We start from the raw sequence: 20,883 nt of genomic DNA, 5'->3' as shown, positions 1-20,883 counted from the left end.
GTCAGGCTCCCGAGGCGTTGAGGACGGCCCGACGTACGAGCACGGTGGCCAGGTGCTTGCGGTAGGCCGCCTCGCCGTTGAGGTCCGAGGGTGGGTTGGTGCCGTCGGCGGCCTGCGCGGCAGCCGCGCGTACGGCGTCCTCGGTCGCAGGCTGCCCCACGAGCGCCGACTCCACGGCGCGGGCGCGCAGCGGGGTGGAGCCCATGTTGGTCAGCCCGATCTTCGCCTCGGCGATGGTGCCGCCCTCGACCCGCACCGTCGCCGCGACGGCGACGATCGGCCACTGGTGGGCGACGCGTACGAACTTCTCGTAGCAGGCACCCCAGCCGGTGTGCTTCGGGACGCGCACCTCGGTGAGGATCTCGTCCTCCCCGATCGCGGTCTCGAAGAGGTCGACGAAGAAGTCGTCGGCCGCGACCGTACGGCTGCCGCCAGGCCCCTGGATCACGAACTGCGCACCCAGCGCGAGCGCGGGCGCCCCGAGGTCGCCGGCCGGGTCGGCGTGGGCGAGCGCGCCGCCGAACGTGCCGCGGTGGCGGATCTGGTGGTCGGCGAGGTGCTCGACCGCCTTGGAGATCAGCGCGGCGTGCTCGGCGACCAACGGGTCGTGCTCGACCACGGAGTGCTGCGTCATCGCCCCGATGACGATGGCGTCACCGTCGTCACGGATGCCACGCAGGCTCTCGATCCTGCCGAGGTCGATCACGACCTCGGGCGCGTTGAGGCGCATCCGCAGCACCGGGAGCAGGCTCTGCCCGCCGGCCAGGATCTTCGCGTCGTCACCGTGCTGGCCGAGCGCCGCGAGGGCCTCCTCGACCGTGGTCGGAGCCAGGTAGTCGAACTGTGCGGGAATCATGAGTCGGTCCCTCCGGTCGTGCGGTCCACGGTGCCGTCCATGCCGGTCGACTCGTCGAAGTGCGGCGCCGCGGCGCCGACGGTCTCGGCCTGCGCGCCGCCTCTGGCGTCGTTGATGGCCTTCCACACCCGTTCGGGCGTGCAGGGCATCCGGACGTCGTTGACGCCCAGATGGCGTACGGCGTCCACGACGGCGTTGACGACCGCCGGGGTCGAGGCGATGGTGCCGGCCTCCCCCACACCCTTGGTGCCGAGCGTGTTGGTGGTCGACGGCGACGTCGTGTGGTCGAGGTCGAAGCTGATCGTGTCGGCCGACGTCGGCAGCAGGTAGTCGACGAACGACCCGGTCACCAGCGTGCCGGCGTCGTCGTGGACCGCCTCCTCCCAGAGCGCCTGCGCGATGCCCTGCACGAGCCCTCCGTGCACCTGGCCCGAGACGATCAGCGGGTTGATGATGTTGCCGATGTCGTCGCAGGCGGCGTACTTGCGCATCTTGACCTGGCCGGTCTCGGTGTCCACCTCCATCGCGCAGAGGTGGGTCCCGTGGGGGTAGTTGAAGTTGACGGGGTCGAACGTCGCGTCGGAGTCGAGCGAGGGCTCGACGCCGTCGGGCAGGTTGTGCGCGGCGAACGTCGCCAACGCGATCTCCGCCATCGCCAGACCCTGGTCGGTGCCCTTCACCGAGAAGCGCCCGGCCTCGAACTCGATGTCGTCGACAGACGCCTCGAGCAGGTGCGCCGCGATCGGCTTGGCCTTCTCGATCACCTTGTCGGCGGCCTTGACGATCGCCTCCCCGCCCACGACCAGCGAGCGCGAGCCGTAGGTGTCGAGGCCCTTGTGGCTGACCATCGTGTCGCCGTGCAGGACCTCGACGTCCTCGAACGCCACCCCGAGCCGGTCGGCGACGATCTGGCTGAACGCCGTCTCGTGGCCCTGGCCGTGAGCGGAGGTCCCGGTGAGCACCTCGACCTTGCCGGTCGGCAGCATCCGCACGCTGGCGTGCTCCCAGCCGCCGGCGCCGTAGTCGAGCGACCCGAGCACCCGCGAGGGCGCGAGCCCGCACATCTCGGTGAACGTCGAGACGCCGATCCCCAGCTGGACCTGGTCGCCGGACTCCCGGCGCCGCTTCTGCTCGGCCCGCAGCTCGTCGTACCCGAAGAGCTCCTTGGCGCGCGCGGTGGCGGCCTCGTAGTTGCCGGAGTCGTACTCGAGCCCGGCCACCGAGGTGAACGGGAATTCCTCGTGGGTGATCCAGTTCTGCTCACGGATCACGAGCGGGTCGACGCCGACCTCGGCGGCGAGCTCGTCCATGATCCGCTCGATCGCGTACGTGGCCTCGGGTCGCCCGGCGCCGCGGTAGGCGTCGGTCCAGGTCTTGTTGGTGAGGACCGTCTGCACGCTGAACTGGTAGGCGGGGAACTTGTAGATCGAGTTGAACATGAACGCGCCGAGCACCGGAACGCCGCCGCCGACGAGCGAGACGTGCGAGCCGAGGTCGGCGAGCAGCTCGACCTTGAAGCCGGTGACGGTGCCGTCCTTCTCGGCCGCGAGCGTGAGCTTCTGCCACTGGTCGCGCCCGTGGTGGGCCGCCATCAGCGACTCGGAGCGGGTCTCGGTGTACTTCACCGGCTTGCCGAGCTTGCGCGCGACCAGGAAGGTGATGAACTCCTCCGGCGTCGTCTGCAGCTTGCCGCCGAACCCGCCGCCGACGTCCGGGGCGATCACGCGGATCTTGGACTCGGAGACACCGGTGACCGCGGCGAGCAGGAACTTCAGGATGTGCGGGATCTGGGTCGCCGACCACATCGTGATCTGCTCGCCGGTCGGGTCGACCACGGTGGAGCGCGGCTCCATGAAGGCGGGGATCAGCCGCTGCTGGCGGTACTCCCGCTCGATCACGATGCCGTCGCCGCGGGCCTTGGCGATCGCCTCGTCCACGTTGCCGCCGGTGCCGGCCTCGGCGGAGTCGAACTTCCAGAACGCCGACTTGTTGGTCCCGAGGTCGGGGTGGGCCAGCACCTTGTCCTCCGCGGCCTCCTTGAGGTCGAGCGCGGCGGGCAGCTCGTCGTAGTCGATGTCGACCAGCTCGGCGGCGTCGCGCGCCTCGGCCGGCGTACGGGCCACGATGACGGCGACGATCTCGCCGGCGAAGACCACCCGGTCGACGGCGATCGGCGGGTGGTTGGGGGTCACCTGGTCCGGGGTGATCGGCCAGGCGTTGGGCAGCCCGCCCTGCTCCTCGGCGACGTCCGCGCCGGTGATGACGCGTACGACGTTGGGCGACGCCTCGGCGGCCGACTTGTCGATGTTGGTGATGGTGGCGTGCGCGAAGGGGCTGCGCACCATCGCGAGGTGCAGCATCCCGGGCAGGGTGATGTTGTCGGTCCAGCGGGTGCGCCCGGTGATAAGGCGCTGGTCCTCCTTGCGCCGCCGGTCCTTGCCGATCTCCTTGGTCGCGTCGGGCGCGGCCTGGGTCATCTCGTCCTCGGTGAGCGTCACTGGGCACCGCCCTGGGCCGCCGCGTGCTGCACGGACTTCACGATGTTGTGGTAGCCGGTGCACCGGCACAGGTTGCCCTCGAGCCCGACCCGGATCTCCTCCTCGGAGGGGTGCGGGTTGTTCTTCAGCAGGTCGACGCTCTGCATGATCATCCCCGGCGTACAGAAGCCGCACTGGAGGCCGTGGCACTCACGGAACGACTTCTGCATCTGGTGCAGCTCGCCGTCCTGCGCGAGGCCCTCGATCGTGGTCACCTCGTGGCCGTCGGCCTGGACCGCGAGCACGTTGCACGACTTCACGCTGACGCCGTCGAGGTGGACCGTGCAGGCACCGCAGTTGCTGGTGTCGCACCCGATGACGGTGCCGGTCTTGCCGAGCTTCTCCCGGAGGTACTGCACCAGCAGCATCCGGGGTTCGACGTCGTCGGAGACATTCGATCCGTCGACGGTCAGGTTGATCCGGGTCATGGAGCGCTCCTCAGCGTGGTCCGTGTGATGCGGGTCACGCTAGGTGGGAGCGGTTGGGCGATGGTTGGGTCGGGCCGGAGGGCCGCCGGCGCGGGAGGTTCCGGGGGTTTCGCCGTCGTTCCGGGGGGTTGCAACTCCCCGGAGCGACGGGGATCTCAGCATCTGCTGAAATCCACCGCTCAACGGCGGGCGACCGCGAGCCGACCCTTCAGCAGGGGTACGGCGGGGTGGGTGCCGCCCGCGAGCCGGGCCAGGCAGACCTCGATGACCTGGGCGTCGTACGGCGCGAGCTCGCTGTAGCGCACGACCGCGTCGGGCACCGGGTCGACGAGCAGCGCCTCGCGCAGGGCGACCGCGACGTACTCGGCGAGGTCGCCGAGCGCGGGCGAGTTGGTGCCGGGCAGGAGGTCGCCGCCGTAGGCGTCGACGGCATCGGCCACCTGCCCGGCGCGCAGCAGCGCGAGCACGTGCTCGACGTCGGTGGCGACCGGCATCAGCAGCTTGTAGGGGCGCGAGGAGAGCTGGCCACCCAGCGCCGCCCGCAGGTGGGAGACCTCGGCCTTGAGCGTCGAGAACGTCACCGCCTGGTCGCCGTAGACGAGGGCGTGGAGCTGCTCGAGCGAGAGCCCCTCGGGGTGCAGCGCGAGCAGGGCCAGGATCTCAGTCTGGCGGCGGTTGAGCAGCAGCCGCTGGCCGTCGAAGCGGACCTCGGCGGTGCCGAGCAGCGTCATCACCAGGCCGGGGTCCTGGGTGAGGTCGGCATAGGCCGAGGGGTGCTGGCTGGAGTGTGGCAGCGCCGACTCGATCAGCCGGGCCATGACCCGGGCAGTGGCGAGGCCGATCGGGTGGGTGCGCTCCCAGGTGGTCGAGAGGTCGATGACGCCGACCTGCCGGCGGGTCGCGGGGTCGAAGACCGGCGCGGCCCAGCACACCCAGTTGTGCACGATCGAGGCGTAGTGCTCGGCGCTGAACACCATCGACGGCTCACCCAGCCGGTTGGCGAGGTCGAGCGCGTTGGTGCCGACCGACTCGTCGTCCCAGCGGCCGCCGGCCACGAAGTTGACGGTCTCGGCCTTGCGCCGCATCACGCGGCCGCCGTAGGTCCACAGGATCCGGGTCTGCGCGTCGGTGACAGCGAGCACCAGGTCGCCGTCCTCGGCGGTACGGCGCAGCTCGGCCTCGACGCTCTCGACCGCCGCCTGGAGCGGGGAGTCCTTCCAGATCGACGCGGTCTCGTCCTCGTCGGCCAGCGGCGCCTCGACGACGTCGGGGGTGATCGCGGCGGTGGAGCGGGCCCAGCTGCTCAGGATCTCGGGGCGTACGACGGGCTCGGCGAGGTCGCCGCTCTCGACGAACGTCGTCCAGGCGCGCATCGCCTCGCGGTGACGCTCCTGCAGATCGCCCTGCTGCATGTCACCACGCTAACAGGGGTGTGATGGGCGTCACTGCGCCCGAACCTGCTCAGTTGGCGCGGGTGGCGACCGTGAGCAGGACGACCGAGTCGGCGACGGCCGCGAGGTCGTGGCGTGCGGGCGGGATCACGAGCAGGTCGCCGGCCTGGCCCTCCCACGACTCCTCCGCGCTGGAGAGGCGCACCCGGCCCTGCAGCACCTGGAGGGTGGCCTCCCCGGGCGACTCGTGCTCGCCGAGCGCGTGGCCCTCGGCCAGCGCGATCAGGGTCTGGCGCAGGTCGTGCTCGCGGCCTCCGAACACCGTGACCGCGCTGCGTCCGCTGGAGGCCTCCCGGGCCGCGGCGAGCTGGCTGTCGGCGAGGGCGATGAGGGACGCGGCGTGCATGGTGGCTCCTGGTGATGGGGTCTTGCGACGTTAACACCGGACCTCAGCCCAGGCGCCGCCGCAGGAAGCGGACGGTGCGCTCGATCGACTCCTGCCACTGCGGCACGAACGAGTGGCGCTCCCCCGGGTAGACGTCGAGCCGGGCGTCAACACCGGCGCGCAGCAGCAGCCGTTCGGTCTCGCGCGCCCACGGGAAGGGGCACGACTCGTCGTCGGTGCCGTGGTGCATGAGGACGGGTACGTCGATCCGGTCGAAGTAGGTGCGCGAGGACAGGCCCCGGTAGAAGCCCGGCTCCTCGCGGGGCGTGCCGAACTCGGCGTACATGGCCTGCACCGCCTCGGGCCGGTTGGGCACGGTGAAGTGGCGCAGGTTGTCGAGGTAGCTCGACGAGACCGACGCGTAGGTGACCGCGGCCTCGACCAGGCCCGGGTGGACGACGAGGGCGTTGAGGGTGACTCCCCCGCCCATCGACCGCCCGAGCATCGCCATCCGGCCTGCGTCGACGTAGGGCTCGCGCTCGAGGGCGAGCACGGCGTTGACGGCGTCGCGCGTGTAGCCGAGCCGGGTCTCGCGCTCCAGGTCGCCGGCCGGGTCGGAGCCGGCATGGCCGCGGTAGTCGGTGTGCAGGACTGCGAACCCGGCCTCGGCCAGCCACACCTGCTCGCGGGCGAGGCCCTGGCCGGTGACATAGATGGCGGGGTCGATGTAGCCGTGGTTGAGCACGATGCCCGGGAACGGGCCGCGCCCCCGCGGCCGCAGCAGCACGCCCGAGACGGTGACCGGTCCGCTGCGGTAGGTGACCTCGAAGCGGGTGTAGGTGTCGGTCTGCTCGATCACGTCGCCGTAGCGGATCCGGCTCGCGCGCCAGTCCTCACGCATCAGCGCCGCCAGCGAGCGCCGGTGGGTCACCGGCGGCAGCGACCCGGTGGGGTCGGGCGGGGCGGGAGTCGGGGCGGACGACGGGGCCGACACCGGAGCCGACGGCGACAGGACCGGGAGGGAACCCGGCTCCCGGCCCGGGTCGCGTTCGTCGCTGCACGCGGCCAGGGTCACCACGAGCAGCAGCGCCAGCGGGAGCCCGAGCCAGGCCGGCGCTCGGCTCATGGGACGTGGTCGATGTCGCGGTGGATGCGGCCCTCCGTGATCGCGAGGCGCTCGCCGCTGCCGCCCCAGCGGCCGGCGATGATCTCGGCGGCGATGCTGATCGCGGTCTCCTCGGGGGTCCGGGCGCCGAGATCGAGCCCGATCGGGCTCGAGAGCCGGTCGATCTCGTCGGCGGTCAGGCCCGCCTCGCGCAGCCGGGCCAGGCGGTCGTCATGGGTGCGCCGCGAGCCCATCGCACCGACGTACGCGACCTCGGGCAGCCGCAGCGCCACCTCGAGCAGGGGTACGTCGAACTTGGGGTCGTGGGTGAGCACGGTGAGCACGGTGCGGCCGTCGATGCGGCCGGCCTCCTGCTCCGCCTCGAGGTAGCGGTGGGGCCAGTCGACGACCACCTCGTCGGCGTCGGGGAAGCGGCTGTTGGTGGCGAAGACTGGACGGGCGTCGCAGACGGTCACCTGGTAGCCGAGGAAGGTGCCGACCTTGGCGACCGCCGCCGCGAAGTCGATCGCGCCGAAGACCAGCAGCCGCGGCTTGGGCGCGAACGCCCAGACGAAGACCCGCATGCCCTCGCCTCGCCGTTCGCCGTCGGGGCCGTAGGTCAGGGTCGCGTTGTGGCCCGCCGCCAGCAGCCCCAGGGCGTCGTCGTGCACGGCGGCGTCGGCCCGCTCGCTGCCCAGGCTGCCCTCGTTGTCGCCGGCCTCGAGGCGGACCACGAGGCGTCGCCCCAGCCACGACGGGTCGGGGTGCTCGATCACGGTCGCGAGCGCCACCGGTCGGCCGGCCCCGATGTCGGCGGCCAGGTCGCCGAGCTCGGGGAACGTCTCGCGCGACACCTTCTCGACGTAGACGTCGAGGATCCCGCCACACGTGAGGCCGACGGCGAACGCGTCGTCGTCGGAGACGCCGTACCTCTCGAGCACCGGGGTGCCGGTGCCCATGACCGTCTCGGCCAGCTCGTAGACCGCGCCCTCGACGCAGCCGCCGGACACCGAACCGACGGCTTCGCCCTTGGTGGTCACCAGCATCGAGGCGCCCGGTGGCCGTGGCGCGGATTGGAACGTCGCGACCACGGTGCCGACGCCCACCACCTCGCCGGCCTCCCAGCGGGGCAGCAGCTGGTCGAGGACGTCACGCACGGGCGACCACCTCCAGGACCTCGGCGAACGTCGCGAGCGAGTGGCCGGCGACGAAGTCGTCGACGTGCGGCAGCGCGGCCAGGACGCCCTGCTGCACCGGCTCGTAGCCGTCCTTGCCGCGGTGGGGGTTGACCCACACGACGCGGTGGGCGATGCGGTGGAGCCGGGCCATCTGCTCACCGAGCAGCGACGCGTCACCCCGCTCCCAGCCGTCGCTGAACACCACGACCACGGCCCCCCGGGCCAGCCCGCGGCGGCCCCAGCGGTCGAGGAAGACCCGCAGGGTCTCGCCGAGCCGGGTGCCGCCCGACCAGTCCGGCACGGCGTCGCCGGCGGCCACCAGGGCCCGCTCGGCGTCGCGGTTGTGCAGCGCCCGGGTGAGGTGGGTCAGCCGGGTCCCGACGGTGAACGTCTCGACCACGCCCGGCCCCTGCGACATCCGGTGCGCGAGCCGCAGCAGCGCGTCGGCGTAGCCGTTCATGGAGCCGGACACGTCGATCAGCAGCACGATCCGGCGCGGCTTCACCGCGCGGCGCCGCCACACGATGTCGGCCGGCTCGCCCATCCGCCGCAGGCTCGCCCGCAGGGTGCGCGAGGCGTCGACCCGGCCGCGGTGCCACGCCCGGTGTCGCGCCGTACGTCGGACCGGTGCCCGCGGCCGCAGGGTCGCGAACATCGCCGCGAGCCGGTGCTTCTCGGCCGCCGAGAGCGTGGCGACGTCGCGGTGGCGCAGCACCTCCGCGGCGCTGGCGCGGGCCCGGACGGTCTCGCCGGGCACGTCGCCGGAGCCCGGCTGCTCGTCGGCGGGCAGGTCGGAGAACGACGGGACCGAGGGCGCTGCGGGCCGGGGCCGCGGCAACCCGTCGCGGGCGTTGAACCAGGCCGTGAAGACCTGGTCGTAGCGGGCCAGGTCGTCGGGCGACCCGCACAAGGTGGCCCGGCCGGCGGCGTAGGTGGCGCGCTGGTCGTCGGCGCCGACGACGGCGACCGCGGCGACGAACGACTGGGTGCGGTCCTGGGTGACCGGGACGCCGGCGGCACGCAGCGCGCGGGCGAACCCGACCAGGATCTCGTCGGCGTCACTCATGGTCACGTGCGCAGCATCTGGTCGAGGGCGTGCCGGACCCGTTCGGTGTCCTCGCGGTACTTCACCAGCGCGCCGAGGGTGCGCGACGCGGAGTCGAGGTCGAGGTCGGTCGAGCCGAGGTGGTGCAGCGCCCGGGCCCAGTCGAGCGTCTCGGCCACGCCGGGCGGCTTCTCGAGGTCGTGGCGGTCGCGCAGCTGCTGCACGACGGTGGCCACCTGCCGGGCCAGCTGCTCGGAGACCTCCGGGGCTCGCGAGCGCAGGATCTCGACCTCACGGTCGAGGCCCGGGTGGTCGATCCAGTGGTAGAGGCAGCGCCGCTTGAGCGCGTCGTGGAGCTCGCGGGTGCGGTTGGACGTGAGCACCACGATCGGCGGCGTGGCCGCCTTGACCGTGCCCAGCTCGGGGATCGTCACCTGGTAGGTCGACAGCACCTCCAGCAGGAACGCCTCGAACTCGTCGTCGGCCCGGTCGACCTCGTCGACCAGCAGCACGGCCGGGGCCTGCTGGAGCGCAGCGAGCACCGGGCGGGCGAGCAGGAACCGCTCGTCGTACAGGCTCTTCTCGGCCTCCTCGACCTCGGCACCTCCCGCGGCCTCCAGCGCGCGCAGGTGCAGGATCTGGCGCGGGAAGTCCCAGTCGTAGAGGGCCTGCGTGGCGTCGATGCCCTCGTAGCACTGCAGCCGCACCAGCGGCAGCCCCAGACACTCGGCCACCGCCTCGGCCAGCGCGGTCTTGCCGGTGCCGGGCTCGCCCTCGAGCAGCAGCGGGCGCTGCATGCGCAGCGCCAGGAACACCACCGTGGCCAGGTCGTCGTCGCTGAGGTAGCCGGTCTCGCGCAGGCGTGCAGCCACCTCGGGGGCGGACGTCGGCTCCATCCAGCCAGGCTACTCAGCCTGCGGTTGGCCGCGTGTTGGCTCGTCGAGTGACGGGTGGGGACGGTTCCTGGGCCGGATTCGCCGGCCCGCCGCGTCACTCGACGCGAAAGGCGTCGACATCGTCGCCGGTGGCGAGGTCACCGCACTCGACCAGGAGTACGTCGGACCCGGCGAGGTAGTCGCGCGCGCCGCGGTCGCCCGCGGCGGTCGCGGTCACCCCGGCCCAGTGACCACGGCCCAGCAGCACCGGGTGCCCGGGCCGCCCGTCGAACGTCGCCCGCGTCAGGGCGTCGGGCCCGGCCCCGGCGGCGACCACGCGCCGTACGACCTCGGCGGTGACGTCGGGCAGGTCGACCAGGAGGACGACCGCGGCCTCGGCCTCGGCCGGCAGCGCGCGCAGCCCGGCGCGCAGGGACGCCGACATCCCGTCGGCCCAGTCGGAGGCGATCACCACGTCGACGCCGAGCCCGTCGAGCAGGGTGAGCGCCTCGTCGGCGGCCGCGCCGAGCACCACGGTCACGTCGTCACAGCCCCCGTCGCGCAGGGTCTCGGCGGCGCGGGTCAGCCAGGAGCCGGCGGCATCGTGGACCAGCGCCTTGGGCGTGCCCAACCGGCTGCCGGCCCCGGCGGCGAGCAGGAGGCCGGTGAGGCTCACCCCGGGAACGCCGCGGTGTAGAGGGCGGCGAGGTCCTCGGCGTAGGGGCCACTGAAGCCGCAGACGGTGACCCGGCCGTCGGTGGCGCTCACCAGGTAGCGCTGGCCCTCCTTGAACTCGACGGCACCGATGAGGGCCTGGAGCATGGCCGGGTCGGAGCGGACCTCCACGAGCGCGGTGGGCTCCCCGGTGTAGAAGCGGTCGGGCGCGAGGACGACGACGTCGTCGGCGACCTCCTGGACCGTGCCGGAGAAGGCGATGCCCGCCTGCGAGAGGATCTCGGCGTTGGGGACCATGCACTTGGCGCTGGTCGGCGGTGCCGCGGCGAGCTCGGTGACCGTGGGCGGGCTCGAGACCGACGGGCTGTCGCCGGCGGCGGGCACGTTGGGGTACTCCGGGTCGTCCGTGACCAGCGAGAAGACCCCCAGCCCGGCGACCAGCACCGCGGCCGCGGCCACCAGCCAGGTGAGCGGGCTGCGGTTGCGGGTGCCGCTCTCGCGGGTCTCGGTGTGGTGGGTCTCGAGGTCGGCGCTCATGGTGTCCTCCAGGAGTCGGGCCACCCAGGTGGGGTCGGCCGGTGGGAGGGAGGACGCCGGGTCGCGCGCCTGAAGCCACTGCTGCAGCTCGTCGTCGGTCACGGTGCTCTCCCTTCTCTTGTCTCCTCATGTCCGGACGCGGCGTCGTTCTTTCGCAGCAGGCCACGCAGCTTCTCGCGGGCCCGATGCAGGCGGATGCTGACCGCGTTGGGCGTGATGTCCAGGACGGTCGCGATCTCGGCGGGGGTGAGCTGCTCCCACGCCCACAGCCGGACCAGCTCGGCCTCGGTCTCCGTGAGCCGGGACAGGGCCTCCTCGAGCCGCCCGTCGACGTCGCCGTCGTCGGGTCCCGGGACGTGGTCGGCCGGCGGGTCGACCACGGCCACCTTGACGGCGAGCCGCTCCTGGCGCCGGGCGCCCCGCTGCGCGTTGGCGAGGCAGTTGCGTGCGACGCCGTACGCCCAGGGGAGCGCCGCGTCGGCCGGTACGTCGTCCAGGCGCCGCCAGCACACGAGCAGGGTCTCGGCGAGCACGTCGTCGGTCGTCGCCTGGTCGGTACGTCGTACCAGGAACCGCCGCAGCGGCTCGACGAGCTCGGGCGCGAGCGCCTCGAAGCGGGCTCGGCGTTCGGCGGCGCTGGCGTCGTCGGGCACGCCCCTACGGTGTCACACGTCGGACCGGACGTCGGGAGCCAGGAAGGTCGGGTGCTGCTCGTGGGCGGCCTCGACCGTCGCCCACCCGGTGGCGCCGAGCGTCACCACGGCGACCGGGAAGATGCCGAGGTCCTCGCGCTCGATGTGGGCCTCGAGGTCGTCGAGCAGCGCCGTCACCCGGGCCACGAAGTCGGGGCCGTCGAGGTCGAGGTCCGCGACGACGGCGTCCATCGCACGGTGCTCCCCCTCGAGCGCCGCGACCTCGTCGGCGAACTCGCCCTGGGTGCGCAGCGCCGCAAACATGCCGAGCTCCTCCCGGGTGACGTGCTGGACGAGGTGGCTCACCAGCTCGTCCAGCAGCACCCGGGCGGCACCGCGGTCACCGGACGCCAGCGCATGGCGCACGTGGAAGGCCTGCCCGGACAGCGCGTCGTGCTCGTCGCGCAGCTCCCGGATCGACTCCACCTCGCGGCAACCGCAGTGCTCGCACATCTCAGCCGGCCCGCCGGGTGATCAGCAGGCGCCAGGTCTCGGGTCCGCGGGCGAGGTAGTCGACCGTGAACGCGTCCGGCTCGCGGGCCTGGAGCTGGTCGAGCAGCGGCACCGGGTCGTGCGGGGCCAGCAGCACCAGGCTCGCGCCCGGGGCCACGGCGTCCAGCGCGCCGAAGACCGTGGCGTGCCGGATCTTGTGCGGCACCAGCCGGGCGTCCAGCTCGGGCCAGCCCGCCGGGTCCACCTCGTGGCAGCCGCAGGCGCTCTCCGCGTGGGCCGCCTCGCCGCTGCCACCGACCATCTCGTGCAGGTCGCCGAGGAGGTCGGCCACCGAGACGTGGGGCGCGGCCACGAGCAGCGGGAGGATCTGGTCGTTCTCGGCGGCCAGGTGCACCTCGAACAGCGAGCGCAGCGCGCCGGCCGCGACGGCCGCGGACACGGCGTCCCGAGCGGCTTCGAGCGCGTCGACCAGCCCGACGATCGCGCGGTGCTGCGCCAGCATGGCCTCGACGAGGAGCCGGGCCTCGGCCTGCTCGGCGGCGGCGCGGTAGAGCGACCCCTCCTCGGCCAGCGCGTGCGGCACCAGCTCGTCGCGGCACCAGGCCAGCAGCTGCGTGCGGGCGTGCTCGGCGTCGTCCGCGCGTCCGGCCCGGGCCAGGTCGGCCAGCGCGGTGGCCTGCACGGTCAGGGCGCCGGCGAGCGCGGCATGGTGCGCCTCGACGGCCTCCACCGCACGGGCGTCGGCTTCGGTCGAAGCGAAGGTCAGGTTGTCCATCTCGTCCTCCTCGTGGTGGCCGATTGGCCCCCTCGGTTCCTTTTTACTACAATTTGCTCCGTGGAAAACAATGCGCGAGCCAGCGGTCGCCTGGGACCCCGGGACGCCGCCACCACGCCGCCCCTCTCGCGGTCTCGCGCCGCGATCCTCGAACGCCTCCGTGACCAGCCCCAGGCACTCACGCTGGCCGCGCTCGTCACCGCGACCGGCCTGCACGAGAACACCGTGCGCGAGCACGTCGACGGGCTCGTCCGACGCGGCCTGGTGCGACAGCACCGGGCCGAGCCGTCCGGGCGGGGCCGGCCGGCCTGGCTCTACGAAGCGGTGGGCACCGGGTCGGGCCCCTCCGAGTACGCCGGCCTGGCGGCCGCCCTCGCCGCGTCGCTGGCCCGTACGCCGGCCCCGGTCGAGCTGGCCACCGACGCCGGCGAGGAGTGGGGGCGGCAGCTCGCTACCGACCGTGGTGCCGCGGCGACGACACCCGAGGCCGCGCGCACGCAGGTCGTCTCGCTGCTGGACGACCTCGGCTTCTCCCCGGAGGTGGCTCCGGCCCAGCCCACCGACGTCCGGCTCACCCGCTGCCCGCTCCTCGAGGCCGCCCACCGTCACCCCGACGTCGTCTGCGCGGTGCACCTGGGCATCGTGCGCGGCGCCCTCTCTGCACACGGCGCCCCCACGGAGGGGACCACGCTGCTGCCGTTCGCCGAGCCCGGCGCCTGCCGGCTCGTCGTACCCCCGCTCGCCGCCGAGGCGTCGTGACCCCGGAGCGGCCCCGCGGCTTCTGGCCGATGCGGGACCTTCCGGTCGTCGGCTGGCTGCTGGCCACGGTGGCCATCGCCCTCCTCCACCCGTTCGTGCCCGCGCCGCGGTGGCTGCTCATCCACCTCCTGCTGCTCGGTGCCGCCACCCACTCGATCCTGGTGTGGAGCCGCTACTTCACCGACGCCCTGCTGCACAGCCCCGACGACCCCGACGACCGGCGCCGCCAGAACCGCCGCCTGGTGCTGCTCAACGCCGGCGTGGTGGTCGTGGTGACCGGCGTGCTGGCCTCGGCCTGGCCCGTCACCATCGCCGGCGGTACGGCGGTCGCGCTCGCGGTGGTCTGGCACGGCGCCACCCTGGTCGCGCGGCTGCGGGCCGCGCTGCCGGCCCGGTTCGCGGTGACCGTCCGCTACTACGTCGCCTCCGCGGCCCTCCTGCCGGTCGGCATCACCGTGGGCGTCGTCCTGGCCAAGGTCCAGACCGACCCGTGGCACCAGCGGCTCCTGGTCGCTCACGCGTCGGTCAACCTGCTGGGCTGGATCGGCATCACGGCCGTCGGCACCCTGGTGACGCTCTGGCCGACGATGCTGCGCACCCGGGTGGCACCCGGCAGCGAGCGCGCCGCGGCCCGGGCGCTCCCGCTCCTCGTGCTCGGAGTCCTGGTCGCCGGTGGCGGCGCCCTGGCCGACGTACGGCTGCTGGCGGCGGCCGGGTTCGCGCTCTACCTGGCCGGACTGGCCCTGATGGCCCGGCCGTTCGTCACCGCCGCCCGCCAGCACCCGCCGAACGGCTTCGCGACGTACTCCGTGGGGGCGGCGGCCCTGTGGCTCACCGGCTGCCTGCTCGTCCTCGTCGTGGCCATCGCATCCGCGGGGTCGTGGGCCCGGGCCGACGAGCGCTTCACCTGGCTCACGCCCTACCTCGCGGCCGGGTTCGGGGCACAGCTGCTCCTCGGCGCGCTGTCCTACCTGGTGCCGGTGGCCCTCGGCGGCGGGCCGGCGCCGGTGCGCGCCGCCACCGCCGAGCTGGACCGCGGCGCCGCGGCCCGCGTGGTCGCCACCAACGCCGGGCTCCTGGTGTGCCTGCTGCCCGTGCCGGTCCCGGTCCGGGTGCTCGCCTCCGCCGTGGTGCTCGTGGCCCTCGCGTCCTTCCTGCCGCTGCTCGTGCGGGGGCTGCGCGCCTCCCGCAAGGTCCGCGGCGGCGCCGAGCCTCCTCCGGCGCGACCGGCTCACCGGCCCCGCCAGGCGGCCCTGGCCCTCGCCGTCGTCCTGGTCGCCGTGACCGCCGGAGCCGTGACCGAGCAGGCCGGCCTGGCCAGCTTCCGCGAGGAGCCCGTGGCCGCCGGCGTGACCCCGACCGGCCACACCACCGTGGTCGAGATCGAGGCGCACGACATGCGCTTCTTCCCCGACACCGTCGACGTGCCCGCCGGCGACGCCCTGGTGATCGAGCTGACCAACACCGACGACGAGGACGTGCACGACCTGGTCCTCGACGACGAGACGGACAGCGGCCGGCTGGCACCCGGCGACTCGACGACGATGGAGGTCGGGATCGTCGGGCGTGACGTCGCCGGCTGGTGCTCGGTGATCGGCCACCACCAGATGGGGATGGTCCTGACGATCCGGGCGATCGGGGCGCCCGCGTCAGCGACGCCCGGCCCCGAGGCCTCCCCGGCCGCTGACGACGTACACGGGAGCCACCACCACGGTTCGGACCCCGACGGCCCCGCCCCCGGGTTCGTCGCGCACGACGCGCGACTGCCCGCCGTACCTCCCGGCCGGGTGCACCGGCGGACGATCACGGTGCAGGACACCGTCCGCGAGGTGGCGCCCGGCGTCACCCAGACGTCGTGGACCTTCGACGGCTCGGTGCCCGGCCCCACCCTTCACGGCCGGGTCGGCGACCGGTTCGTGGTCACGCTGGTCAACGAGGCGTCCGTGGGGCACTCCATCGACTTCCACGCCGGGTCGCGCGCACCCGATCGGGTGATGCGCACGATCCCGCCGGGCGGGCGCCTGGTCTACCGGTTCACGGCCACCCGGGCCGGGATCTGGATGTACCACTGCTCGACGATGCCGATGTCCGCGCACATCGCCAACGGCCTGTTCGGCGCGGTCGTGATCGACCCACCCGGCCTGCCGCCCGTGGACCGGACCTACGTGCTGCTCCAGTCGGAGCTCTACCTCGGCCCGGAGGGCGGCGAGGTCGATGCCGACAAGGTCAACGCCGAGACGCCCGACCACGTGGTCTTCAACGGCTACGCCAACCAGTACGACCACCAGCCGCTCCCCGCCCGGGTGGGCGAGCGGGTGCGCATCTGGGTGCTCGACGCCGGCCCGAGCCGGGCCACGTCGTTCCACGTCGTCGGCGGCCAGTTCGACGCGACGTACGCCGAAGGGGCGTGGCTGCTGCGTCCCGGCTCGTCCGGCGGCAGCCAGGCCCTGGCACTCGCGCCGTCGCAGGGTGGGTTCGTGGAACTGACGTTCGACGAGCCCGGCCGCTACCCGTTCGTCTCGCACGTGATGGTCGACGCCGAACGCGGCGCCCACGGGATCTTCGCCGTCGTTCGGTAGGGCGGGCGGGGCGCCGCGGGCTGGGGAGGGCACTGCCTCACGCGCAAAGGGAGAAGCCCCCGGTCGGAGACCGGGGGCTTTCCTGTGGTGCTGTGGTGCTGTGGTGCTCAGAAGTCCATGCCACCCATGCCACCGGACGGGTCGCCGCCCATGGGCGCCGCCTTCTCCGGCTTGTCGGCCACGACGGCCTCGGTGGTGAGGAACAGCGCCGCGATGGAGGCGGCGTTCTGCAGGGCGGAGCGCGTGACCTTCGCCGGGTCGATGATGCCCTCGGCGATCATGTCGACGTACTCGCCGGTGGCCGCGTTGAGACCCTGGCCCGAGGGCAGGTTGCGCACCTTCTCCGCCACGACGCCGCCCTCGAGGCCGGCGTTGATCGCGATCTGCTTGAGCGGGGCCTCGGTCGCGACGCGCACGATGTTGGCACCAGTCGCCTCGTCGCCCGTCAGGTCGAGCTTGTCGAAAGCGACGACAGCAGCCTGCACGAGCGCCACGCCGCCGCCGGCGACGATGCCCTCCTCGACGGCCGCCTTCGCGTTGCGAACGGCGTCCTCGATGCGGTGCTTGCGCTCCTTGAGCTCGACCTCGGTGGCCGCGCCGACCTTGATCACCGCAACACCGCCGGCCAGCTTGGCCAGGCGCTCCTGCAGCTTCTCGCGGTCGTAGTCGGAGTCCGACTTCTCGATCTCGGCGCGGATCTGGTTGACGCGACCGGCGATCTGGTCGGCGTCACCGGCACCCTCGACGATGGTGGTCTCGTCCTTGGTGATGACGACCTTGCGGGCCTGGCCGAGCAGCTCGATGCCGGTCGACTCGAGCTTGAGGCCGACCTCCTCCGAGATGACCTGGCCGCCGGTCAGGATCGCGATGTCCTGGAGCATGGCCTTGCGGCGGTCGCCGAAGCCCGGCGCCTTGACGGCGACGGACTTGAACGTGCCACGGATCTTGTTGACGACCAGCGTGGACAGGGCCTCACCGTCGACGTCCTCGGACAGGATCAGCAGCGGCTTGCCGGACTGCATGACCTTCTCGAGGAGCGGCAGCAGGTCCTTGACGCTGGAGATCTTCTGGTTGGCGATGAGGATGTAGGGGTCCTCGAGCACGGTCTCCATGCGCTCGGGGTCGGTGACGAAGTAGGCCGAGATGTAGCCCTTGTCGAACCGCATGCCCTCGGTCAGCTCGAGGTCGAGGCCGAACGTGTTCGACTCCTCGACCGTGATGACGCCTTCCTTGCCGACCTTGTCCATCGCCTCGGCGATGATCTCGCCGACGACGGGGTCAGCGGCGGAGATCGAGGCGGTCGACGCGATCTGCGCCTTCGTCTCGATCTCGACGGCCATGCTGGAGAGCTGCTCGGAGACGGCCTCGACGGCTGCCTCGATGCCCCGCTTGAGGCCCATCGGGTTGGCACCGGCGGCGACGTTGCGCAGGCCCTCGCGGACCATTGCCTGGGCCAGGACGGTCGCCGTCGTCGTACCGTCACCGGCGACGTCGTCGGTCTTCTTGGCGACCTCCTTGACGAGCTCGGCCCCGATCTTCTCGAACGGGTCCTCCAGCTCGATCTCCTTGGCGATGCTCACACCGTCGTTGGTGATGGTGGGAGCACCCCACTTCTTCTCGAGCACGACGTTGCGGCCCTTGGGACCGAGGGTGACCTTGACGGCGTCTGCGAGCGTGTTCATGCCACGCTCGAGGCCGCGCCGGGCCTCCTCGTTGAAAGCGATCAGCTTCGACATAACGGCTGCGATCCTTCGCATTCAGAACTGTGGACGGTCCGGGTGCGCTGCCCGCGACGGACGGTCAGGCTGACTCGGCGAACCCTTCTCACCGACGCTTCGGACCTCAGCTCCCCGGACCGGGGATGTTGTCACTCTCCTGACGAGAGTGCCAGCCTCATGTTTAGCACTCGGGCAAGGCGAGTGCAAACAGTGCTCAGGCCTCGGGAAGCGACCACGAGGCGACGAAGGACTCCTCGCCCGGGACCCAGCCCACGATGGTCGAGACCCGACGTACGTCGTGGCTGCCCACGCGCCAGGCCAGCACCCGGGCGTCGGCGGTCCGGGACTCGAAGAGCACGGTGCCGGCGTCCGACCAGCCCACCACCGGGCAGCAGCCCTTCCACCGCTCGTCGAGACCGTCGAAGCCGAGCACGCTCGGCTTGTCGGCGACCACCGCGACCACGGCGTCGGTCCCGTCGGAGAGGAAGTGGCTCTGGGCCAGGCCGTCGGAGGTCGACTTCAGCGGCCCGAACGCCTCGCTCGAGTCGCTTCCCGGCCAGCTCATGCCCAGCCAGCGGACCATCGAGACGACGGGATCGCCCCCGTCGACGTAGTACGACGTGCCGCTGCCGGTCTCGCCGAGCCGCTCGGGCACCCAGATCTCGGTGTCGGTGATCCAGCGGGCGCCCTCGGCCAGCCACGGCGGGGTCGCGATACTGGTCCACTCGCCGCTCTGGAAGTCGTAGACCTCCAGCGAGCGTTCCTGGACGAAGAACACCCGGCGACCCCGCGGCGAGAGGCCATCCCACGTGAGCGAGGAGATCACGTTGCCCTGCTCGTCGGTGAGGTGACCGACCCTGCCGTCGATCTCGACGGAGTAGGAGCCTCCGTCCGCCCCGACCGCGACGACGCGCGAGAGGTCACCGTCGGGCCAGACCCCGAGGACGGCCACGGCCCGTCCGATCCCGACCGCCGGGGGCGCTCCGGGCGACAGGTCGATCTCGGCGGGCAGGCCGGTGCCCTCGAGGACGGGCAGCGCGGCCTCCTCGGCCACCCGCGGGGCCACCCAGAGCGGCACCCCGGCGTACTTCCCGTCGGGCTCCGTCAAGATCGGCTGTTCGTGGAAGGGGTCTATCTCAGGAGTCGGGCTTGAAGTGAGGGTTTCGGACGAGGAGCGGTCGGGGTCTTCACGCAGCATGTTGACCCCGGCGGTCACGGCCAGGGCCGCTGCCGCCGTACCTCCCACCACGGCGACGCTGCGGCGCCGCCGGATCCGCTGGCCGTCACGCCAGGCGGTGACGGACAGGTCGGTCATGGTCACGTCGGAGACCTGCTCGTGCAGCAGGTCGCGCAGCTTCTCGGTGGTCATCACAGCTCCTGGAGCAGGTCGGCGAGCTCGGGCGCGGCCTCGCGCAGCCGGCGCAGGGACAGGTGGGTCTGGCTCTTGACGGTTCCGACGCTGACGCCGAGCACGTCGGCGGTGTCGCGCTCGGACAGGTCGTCGTAGTAGCGCAGGACGACCACCGCGCGCTGCCGCGGGGTGAGGGCGGCGAGTGCGTCGTTGAGCAGGCGGCGGGTGTCGGCGACGCCGTACCCGTCCGTGACGTCGGTGCGGTCGGGCACCTCCGCGACCTGCTCGCGGCGATGCTTGCGCCACCACGAGATGTTGCCGCGCACGATCACCTGCCGCGCGTACGCCTCCGGGTTGCCGTCACGCAGCCGGCGCCAGCGCACCGCCACCTTGGTGAGCGCGTCCTGCACGAGGTCCTCGGCCCGGTGGTGGTCGCCGGTGAGGAGTACGGCGGTCCGCAGCAGCGCGAGCTGCCGCTCGCCCGCCCAGCGCGTGAACGTCTCTCGCTCGTCCACCGCCCCTCCCTCCGGTCGCCCCGCTCGGGTCGGCCCCGCACCCCATCAAACGCCCGGCCGGCCCGAAAGGTTGGAGGGTGCGGTCAGTCACCAGGGAGCCCGTCGTCGGGATAGTCCCTAACACCAGAGCGAATGAGAGCCCTCTTAGTCGCCCTGGGGTTGGGGACTATCCCGGCAGACCTAGAGGCGGGCGGCGATGGCGTCGGCGAAGAGTGCGGCGTTCTCGGGCATCAGGTCGAGGTAGAGACCGGGCTCGGTAACCTCGACCTCGCTCACGACGAGCCGGCCCTCGAGCCGCATCATGTCGACGCGGGCGTAGACGATCTCGCAGCCCAGGATCTCGGTCGTGGCGGCCACCGCCTCGGCGGCGAGCAGGGCGGTGTCGTGCATGAGCGGGGTGTTGTACGACGTGCCGCCGTACTCCTCGTGCACGCGGAAGTCCTGCGAGCCGGCCACCTTGCGCAGCTGGCTGACCGGGTGGCCGTTGATCACGAACACCGACTCCTCGCCGTCGGTCATGACCGACTCGACCAGCGGCTGGACCACCCACGGGCCCTTGTCGACCGGCAGCCAGGTCTCGGAGTCGTAGACCACGACGATGCCGCGGCCACCCGCACCCACCCGCGGCTTGACCACCGCCGGACGGACCCGGCCGATCGCGGCGCGCAGGTTGACCAGGTTGTCGGCCAGCGTGGTCGGCACCACCGGCACGTTGCTGAGCTGGACGAGGTCCAGCAGGTAGGACTTGTCGGTGTTCCAGCGGAAGACCTCGACCCCGTGCAGCAGGCTCGGCCCGATCGAGCCCGCCCAGCCGAGGAAGTCGGGGAGCCGGGTGTCGTAGTCCCAGGTCGAGCGGACGGCCACGATCTTGGGCTCGCTCCAGTCGACGAACGGGTCGTCCCACACCGCCCAGCGGCTCGGGATCCCCCGCTCGGCCAGCGCCTCGTCGAGCACCTCGTGGCCGGGCTCGCCTTCTTCGTGCTCGCGGTCGGTCACCAGCAGTACCTGTGGTGCGGTCGTCATTGGTCC

20 protein-coding genes are annotated in these 20,883 nt (G+C 72.6%); 2 read left to right on the top strand and 18 right to left on the bottom strand.

The window, feature by feature from the left end:
• Position 1 precedes the first annotated feature (1 nt).
• From BLR90_RS13025 to BLR90_RS12965, 14 genes are all read right to left on the bottom strand, one after another.
• A complete protein-coding gene (locus BLR90_RS13025; protein WP_091025657.1) occupies positions 2-856 on the bottom strand; it encodes an FAD binding domain-containing protein in 855 nt (284 codons plus the stop codon).
• Positions 853-3,354 (bottom strand): xanthine dehydrogenase family protein molybdopterin-binding subunit, encoded by a 2,502-nt coding sequence (locus BLR90_RS13020; protein WP_245715304.1) that lies wholly within the window; start codon positions 3,352-3,354, stop codon positions 853-855. The genes BLR90_RS13025 and BLR90_RS13020 overlap by 4 nt, the downstream gene beginning before the upstream one ends.
• The gene (locus BLR90_RS13015) at positions 3,351-3,821 is read right to left on the bottom strand and encodes a (2Fe-2S)-binding protein (protein WP_091025656.1); all 471 of its coding nucleotides are present in this window, start codon (positions 3,819-3,821) and stop codon (positions 3,351-3,353) included. The genes BLR90_RS13020 and BLR90_RS13015 overlap by 4 nt, the downstream gene beginning before the upstream one ends.
• Before the next feature lie 179 nt (positions 3,822-4,000).
• A complete protein-coding gene (locus tag BLR90_RS13010) occupies positions 4,001-5,233 on the bottom strand; it encodes a helix-turn-helix domain-containing protein (RefSeq protein WP_091025655.1) in 1,233 nt (410 codons plus the stop codon).
• Positions 5,234-5,282: 49 nt separating this feature from the next.
• On the bottom strand, positions 5,283-5,618 hold the full coding sequence (locus tag BLR90_RS13005; protein ID WP_091025654.1) for a cupin domain-containing protein: 336 nt from the start codon (positions 5,616-5,618) through the stop codon (positions 5,283-5,285).
• Positions 5,619-5,661: 43 nt separating this feature from the next.
• Entirely contained in the window at positions 5,662-6,723 is a 1,062-nt protein-coding gene (locus BLR90_RS13000; RefSeq protein ID WP_091025653.1) for an alpha/beta hydrolase family protein, read from the bottom strand.
• The gene (locus BLR90_RS12995) at positions 6,720-7,859 is read right to left on the bottom strand and encodes an XdhC family protein (protein ID WP_091025652.1); all 1,140 of its coding nucleotides are present in this window, start codon (positions 7,857-7,859) and stop codon (positions 6,720-6,722) included. The genes BLR90_RS13000 and BLR90_RS12995 overlap by 4 nt, the downstream gene beginning before the upstream one ends.
• The gene (locus BLR90_RS12990) at positions 7,852-8,946 is read right to left on the bottom strand and encodes a vWA domain-containing protein (RefSeq protein ID WP_091025651.1); all 1,095 of its coding nucleotides are present in this window, start codon (positions 8,944-8,946) and stop codon (positions 7,852-7,854) included. The genes BLR90_RS12995 and BLR90_RS12990 overlap by 8 nt, the downstream gene beginning before the upstream one ends.
• Before the next feature lie 2 nt (positions 8,947-8,948).
• On the bottom strand, positions 8,949-9,821 hold the full coding sequence (locus BLR90_RS12985) for an AAA family ATPase (protein ID WP_091025650.1): 873 nt from the start codon (positions 9,819-9,821) through the stop codon (positions 8,949-8,951).
• 94 nt (positions 9,822-9,915) lie between these two features.
• Positions 9,916-10,476: a nucleotidyltransferase family protein gene (locus tag BLR90_RS21485; RefSeq protein WP_245715303.1), complete on the bottom strand. Its 561-nt coding sequence runs from the start codon at positions 10,474-10,476 to the stop codon at positions 9,916-9,918.
• Complete coding sequence (locus tag BLR90_RS21480; protein ID WP_245715302.1) at positions 10,473-11,114, bottom strand: hypothetical protein; 642 nt, start codon at positions 11,112-11,114, stop codon at positions 10,473-10,475. Before BLR90_RS21480 ends, BLR90_RS21485 begins: the two co-directional genes overlap by 4 nt.
• Positions 11,111-11,665 (bottom strand): RNA polymerase sigma factor, encoded by a 555-nt coding sequence (locus BLR90_RS12975; RefSeq protein ID WP_091025649.1) that lies wholly within the window; start codon positions 11,663-11,665, stop codon positions 11,111-11,113. Before BLR90_RS12975 ends, BLR90_RS21480 begins: the two co-directional genes overlap by 4 nt.
• A gap of 12 nt (positions 11,666-11,677) precedes the next feature.
• A complete protein-coding gene (locus tag BLR90_RS12970) occupies positions 11,678-12,130 on the bottom strand; it encodes a hemerythrin domain-containing protein (protein WP_170254398.1) in 453 nt (150 codons plus the stop codon).
• A gap of 28 nt (positions 12,131-12,158) precedes the next feature.
• Positions 12,159-12,932 (bottom strand): DUF2249 domain-containing protein, encoded by a 774-nt coding sequence (locus BLR90_RS12965; RefSeq protein WP_091025647.1) that lies wholly within the window; start codon positions 12,930-12,932, stop codon positions 12,159-12,161.
• Between the two features lie 60 nt (positions 12,933-12,992).
• Here BLR90_RS12965 and BLR90_RS12960 point away from each other — a divergent pair, with 60 nt between their 5' ends.
• Together BLR90_RS12960 and BLR90_RS12955 are read left to right on the top strand one after the other, a co-directional pair.
• Positions 12,993-13,691, top strand: a complete 699-nt coding sequence (locus BLR90_RS12960; RefSeq protein WP_245715301.1) for a helix-turn-helix transcriptional regulator — start codon at positions 12,993-12,995, stop codon at positions 13,689-13,691.
• Positions 13,688-16,270, top strand: coding sequence for a multicopper oxidase domain-containing protein (locus BLR90_RS12955; protein WP_245715300.1), 2,583 nt, complete (start codon positions 13,688-13,690; stop codon positions 16,268-16,270). Before BLR90_RS12960 ends, BLR90_RS12955 begins: the two co-directional genes overlap by 4 nt.
• Before the next feature lie 107 nt (positions 16,271-16,377).
• On the opposite strand, the gene groL is transcribed toward BLR90_RS12955, so the two are convergent.
• From groL to BLR90_RS12935, 4 genes are all read right to left on the bottom strand, one after another.
• Positions 16,378-18,006 carry a chaperonin GroEL gene (gene groL, locus BLR90_RS12950; protein WP_091025646.1) on the bottom strand — a complete coding sequence of 543 codons (1,629 nt, stop codon included), beginning with the start codon at positions 18,004-18,006 and terminating at the stop codon, positions 16,378-16,380.
• Between the two features lie 196 nt (positions 18,007-18,202).
• Positions 18,203-19,357 (bottom strand): hypothetical protein, encoded by a 1,155-nt coding sequence (locus BLR90_RS12945; RefSeq protein WP_091025645.1) that lies wholly within the window; start codon positions 19,355-19,357, stop codon positions 18,203-18,205.
• A complete protein-coding gene (locus tag BLR90_RS12940; protein ID WP_091025644.1) occupies positions 19,357-19,854 on the bottom strand; it encodes a SigE family RNA polymerase sigma factor in 498 nt (165 codons plus the stop codon). Before BLR90_RS12940 ends, BLR90_RS12945 begins: the two co-directional genes overlap by 1 nt.
• Positions 19,855-20,034: 180 nt before the next feature.
• Positions 20,035-20,877: an ATP-grasp domain-containing protein gene (locus BLR90_RS12935; protein WP_091025643.1), complete on the bottom strand. Its 843-nt coding sequence runs from the start codon at positions 20,875-20,877 to the stop codon at positions 20,035-20,037.
• Positions 20,878-20,883 lie beyond the last annotated feature (6 nt).

Origin of the sequence: Nocardioides szechwanensis (assembly GCF_900103935.1) — a bacterium.
Classification (GTDB): Bacteria; Actinomycetota; Actinomycetes; order Propionibacteriales; family Nocardioidaceae; genus Nocardioides; species Nocardioides szechwanensis.
This window is presented reverse-complemented; position numbering and strand designations above follow the sequence as displayed.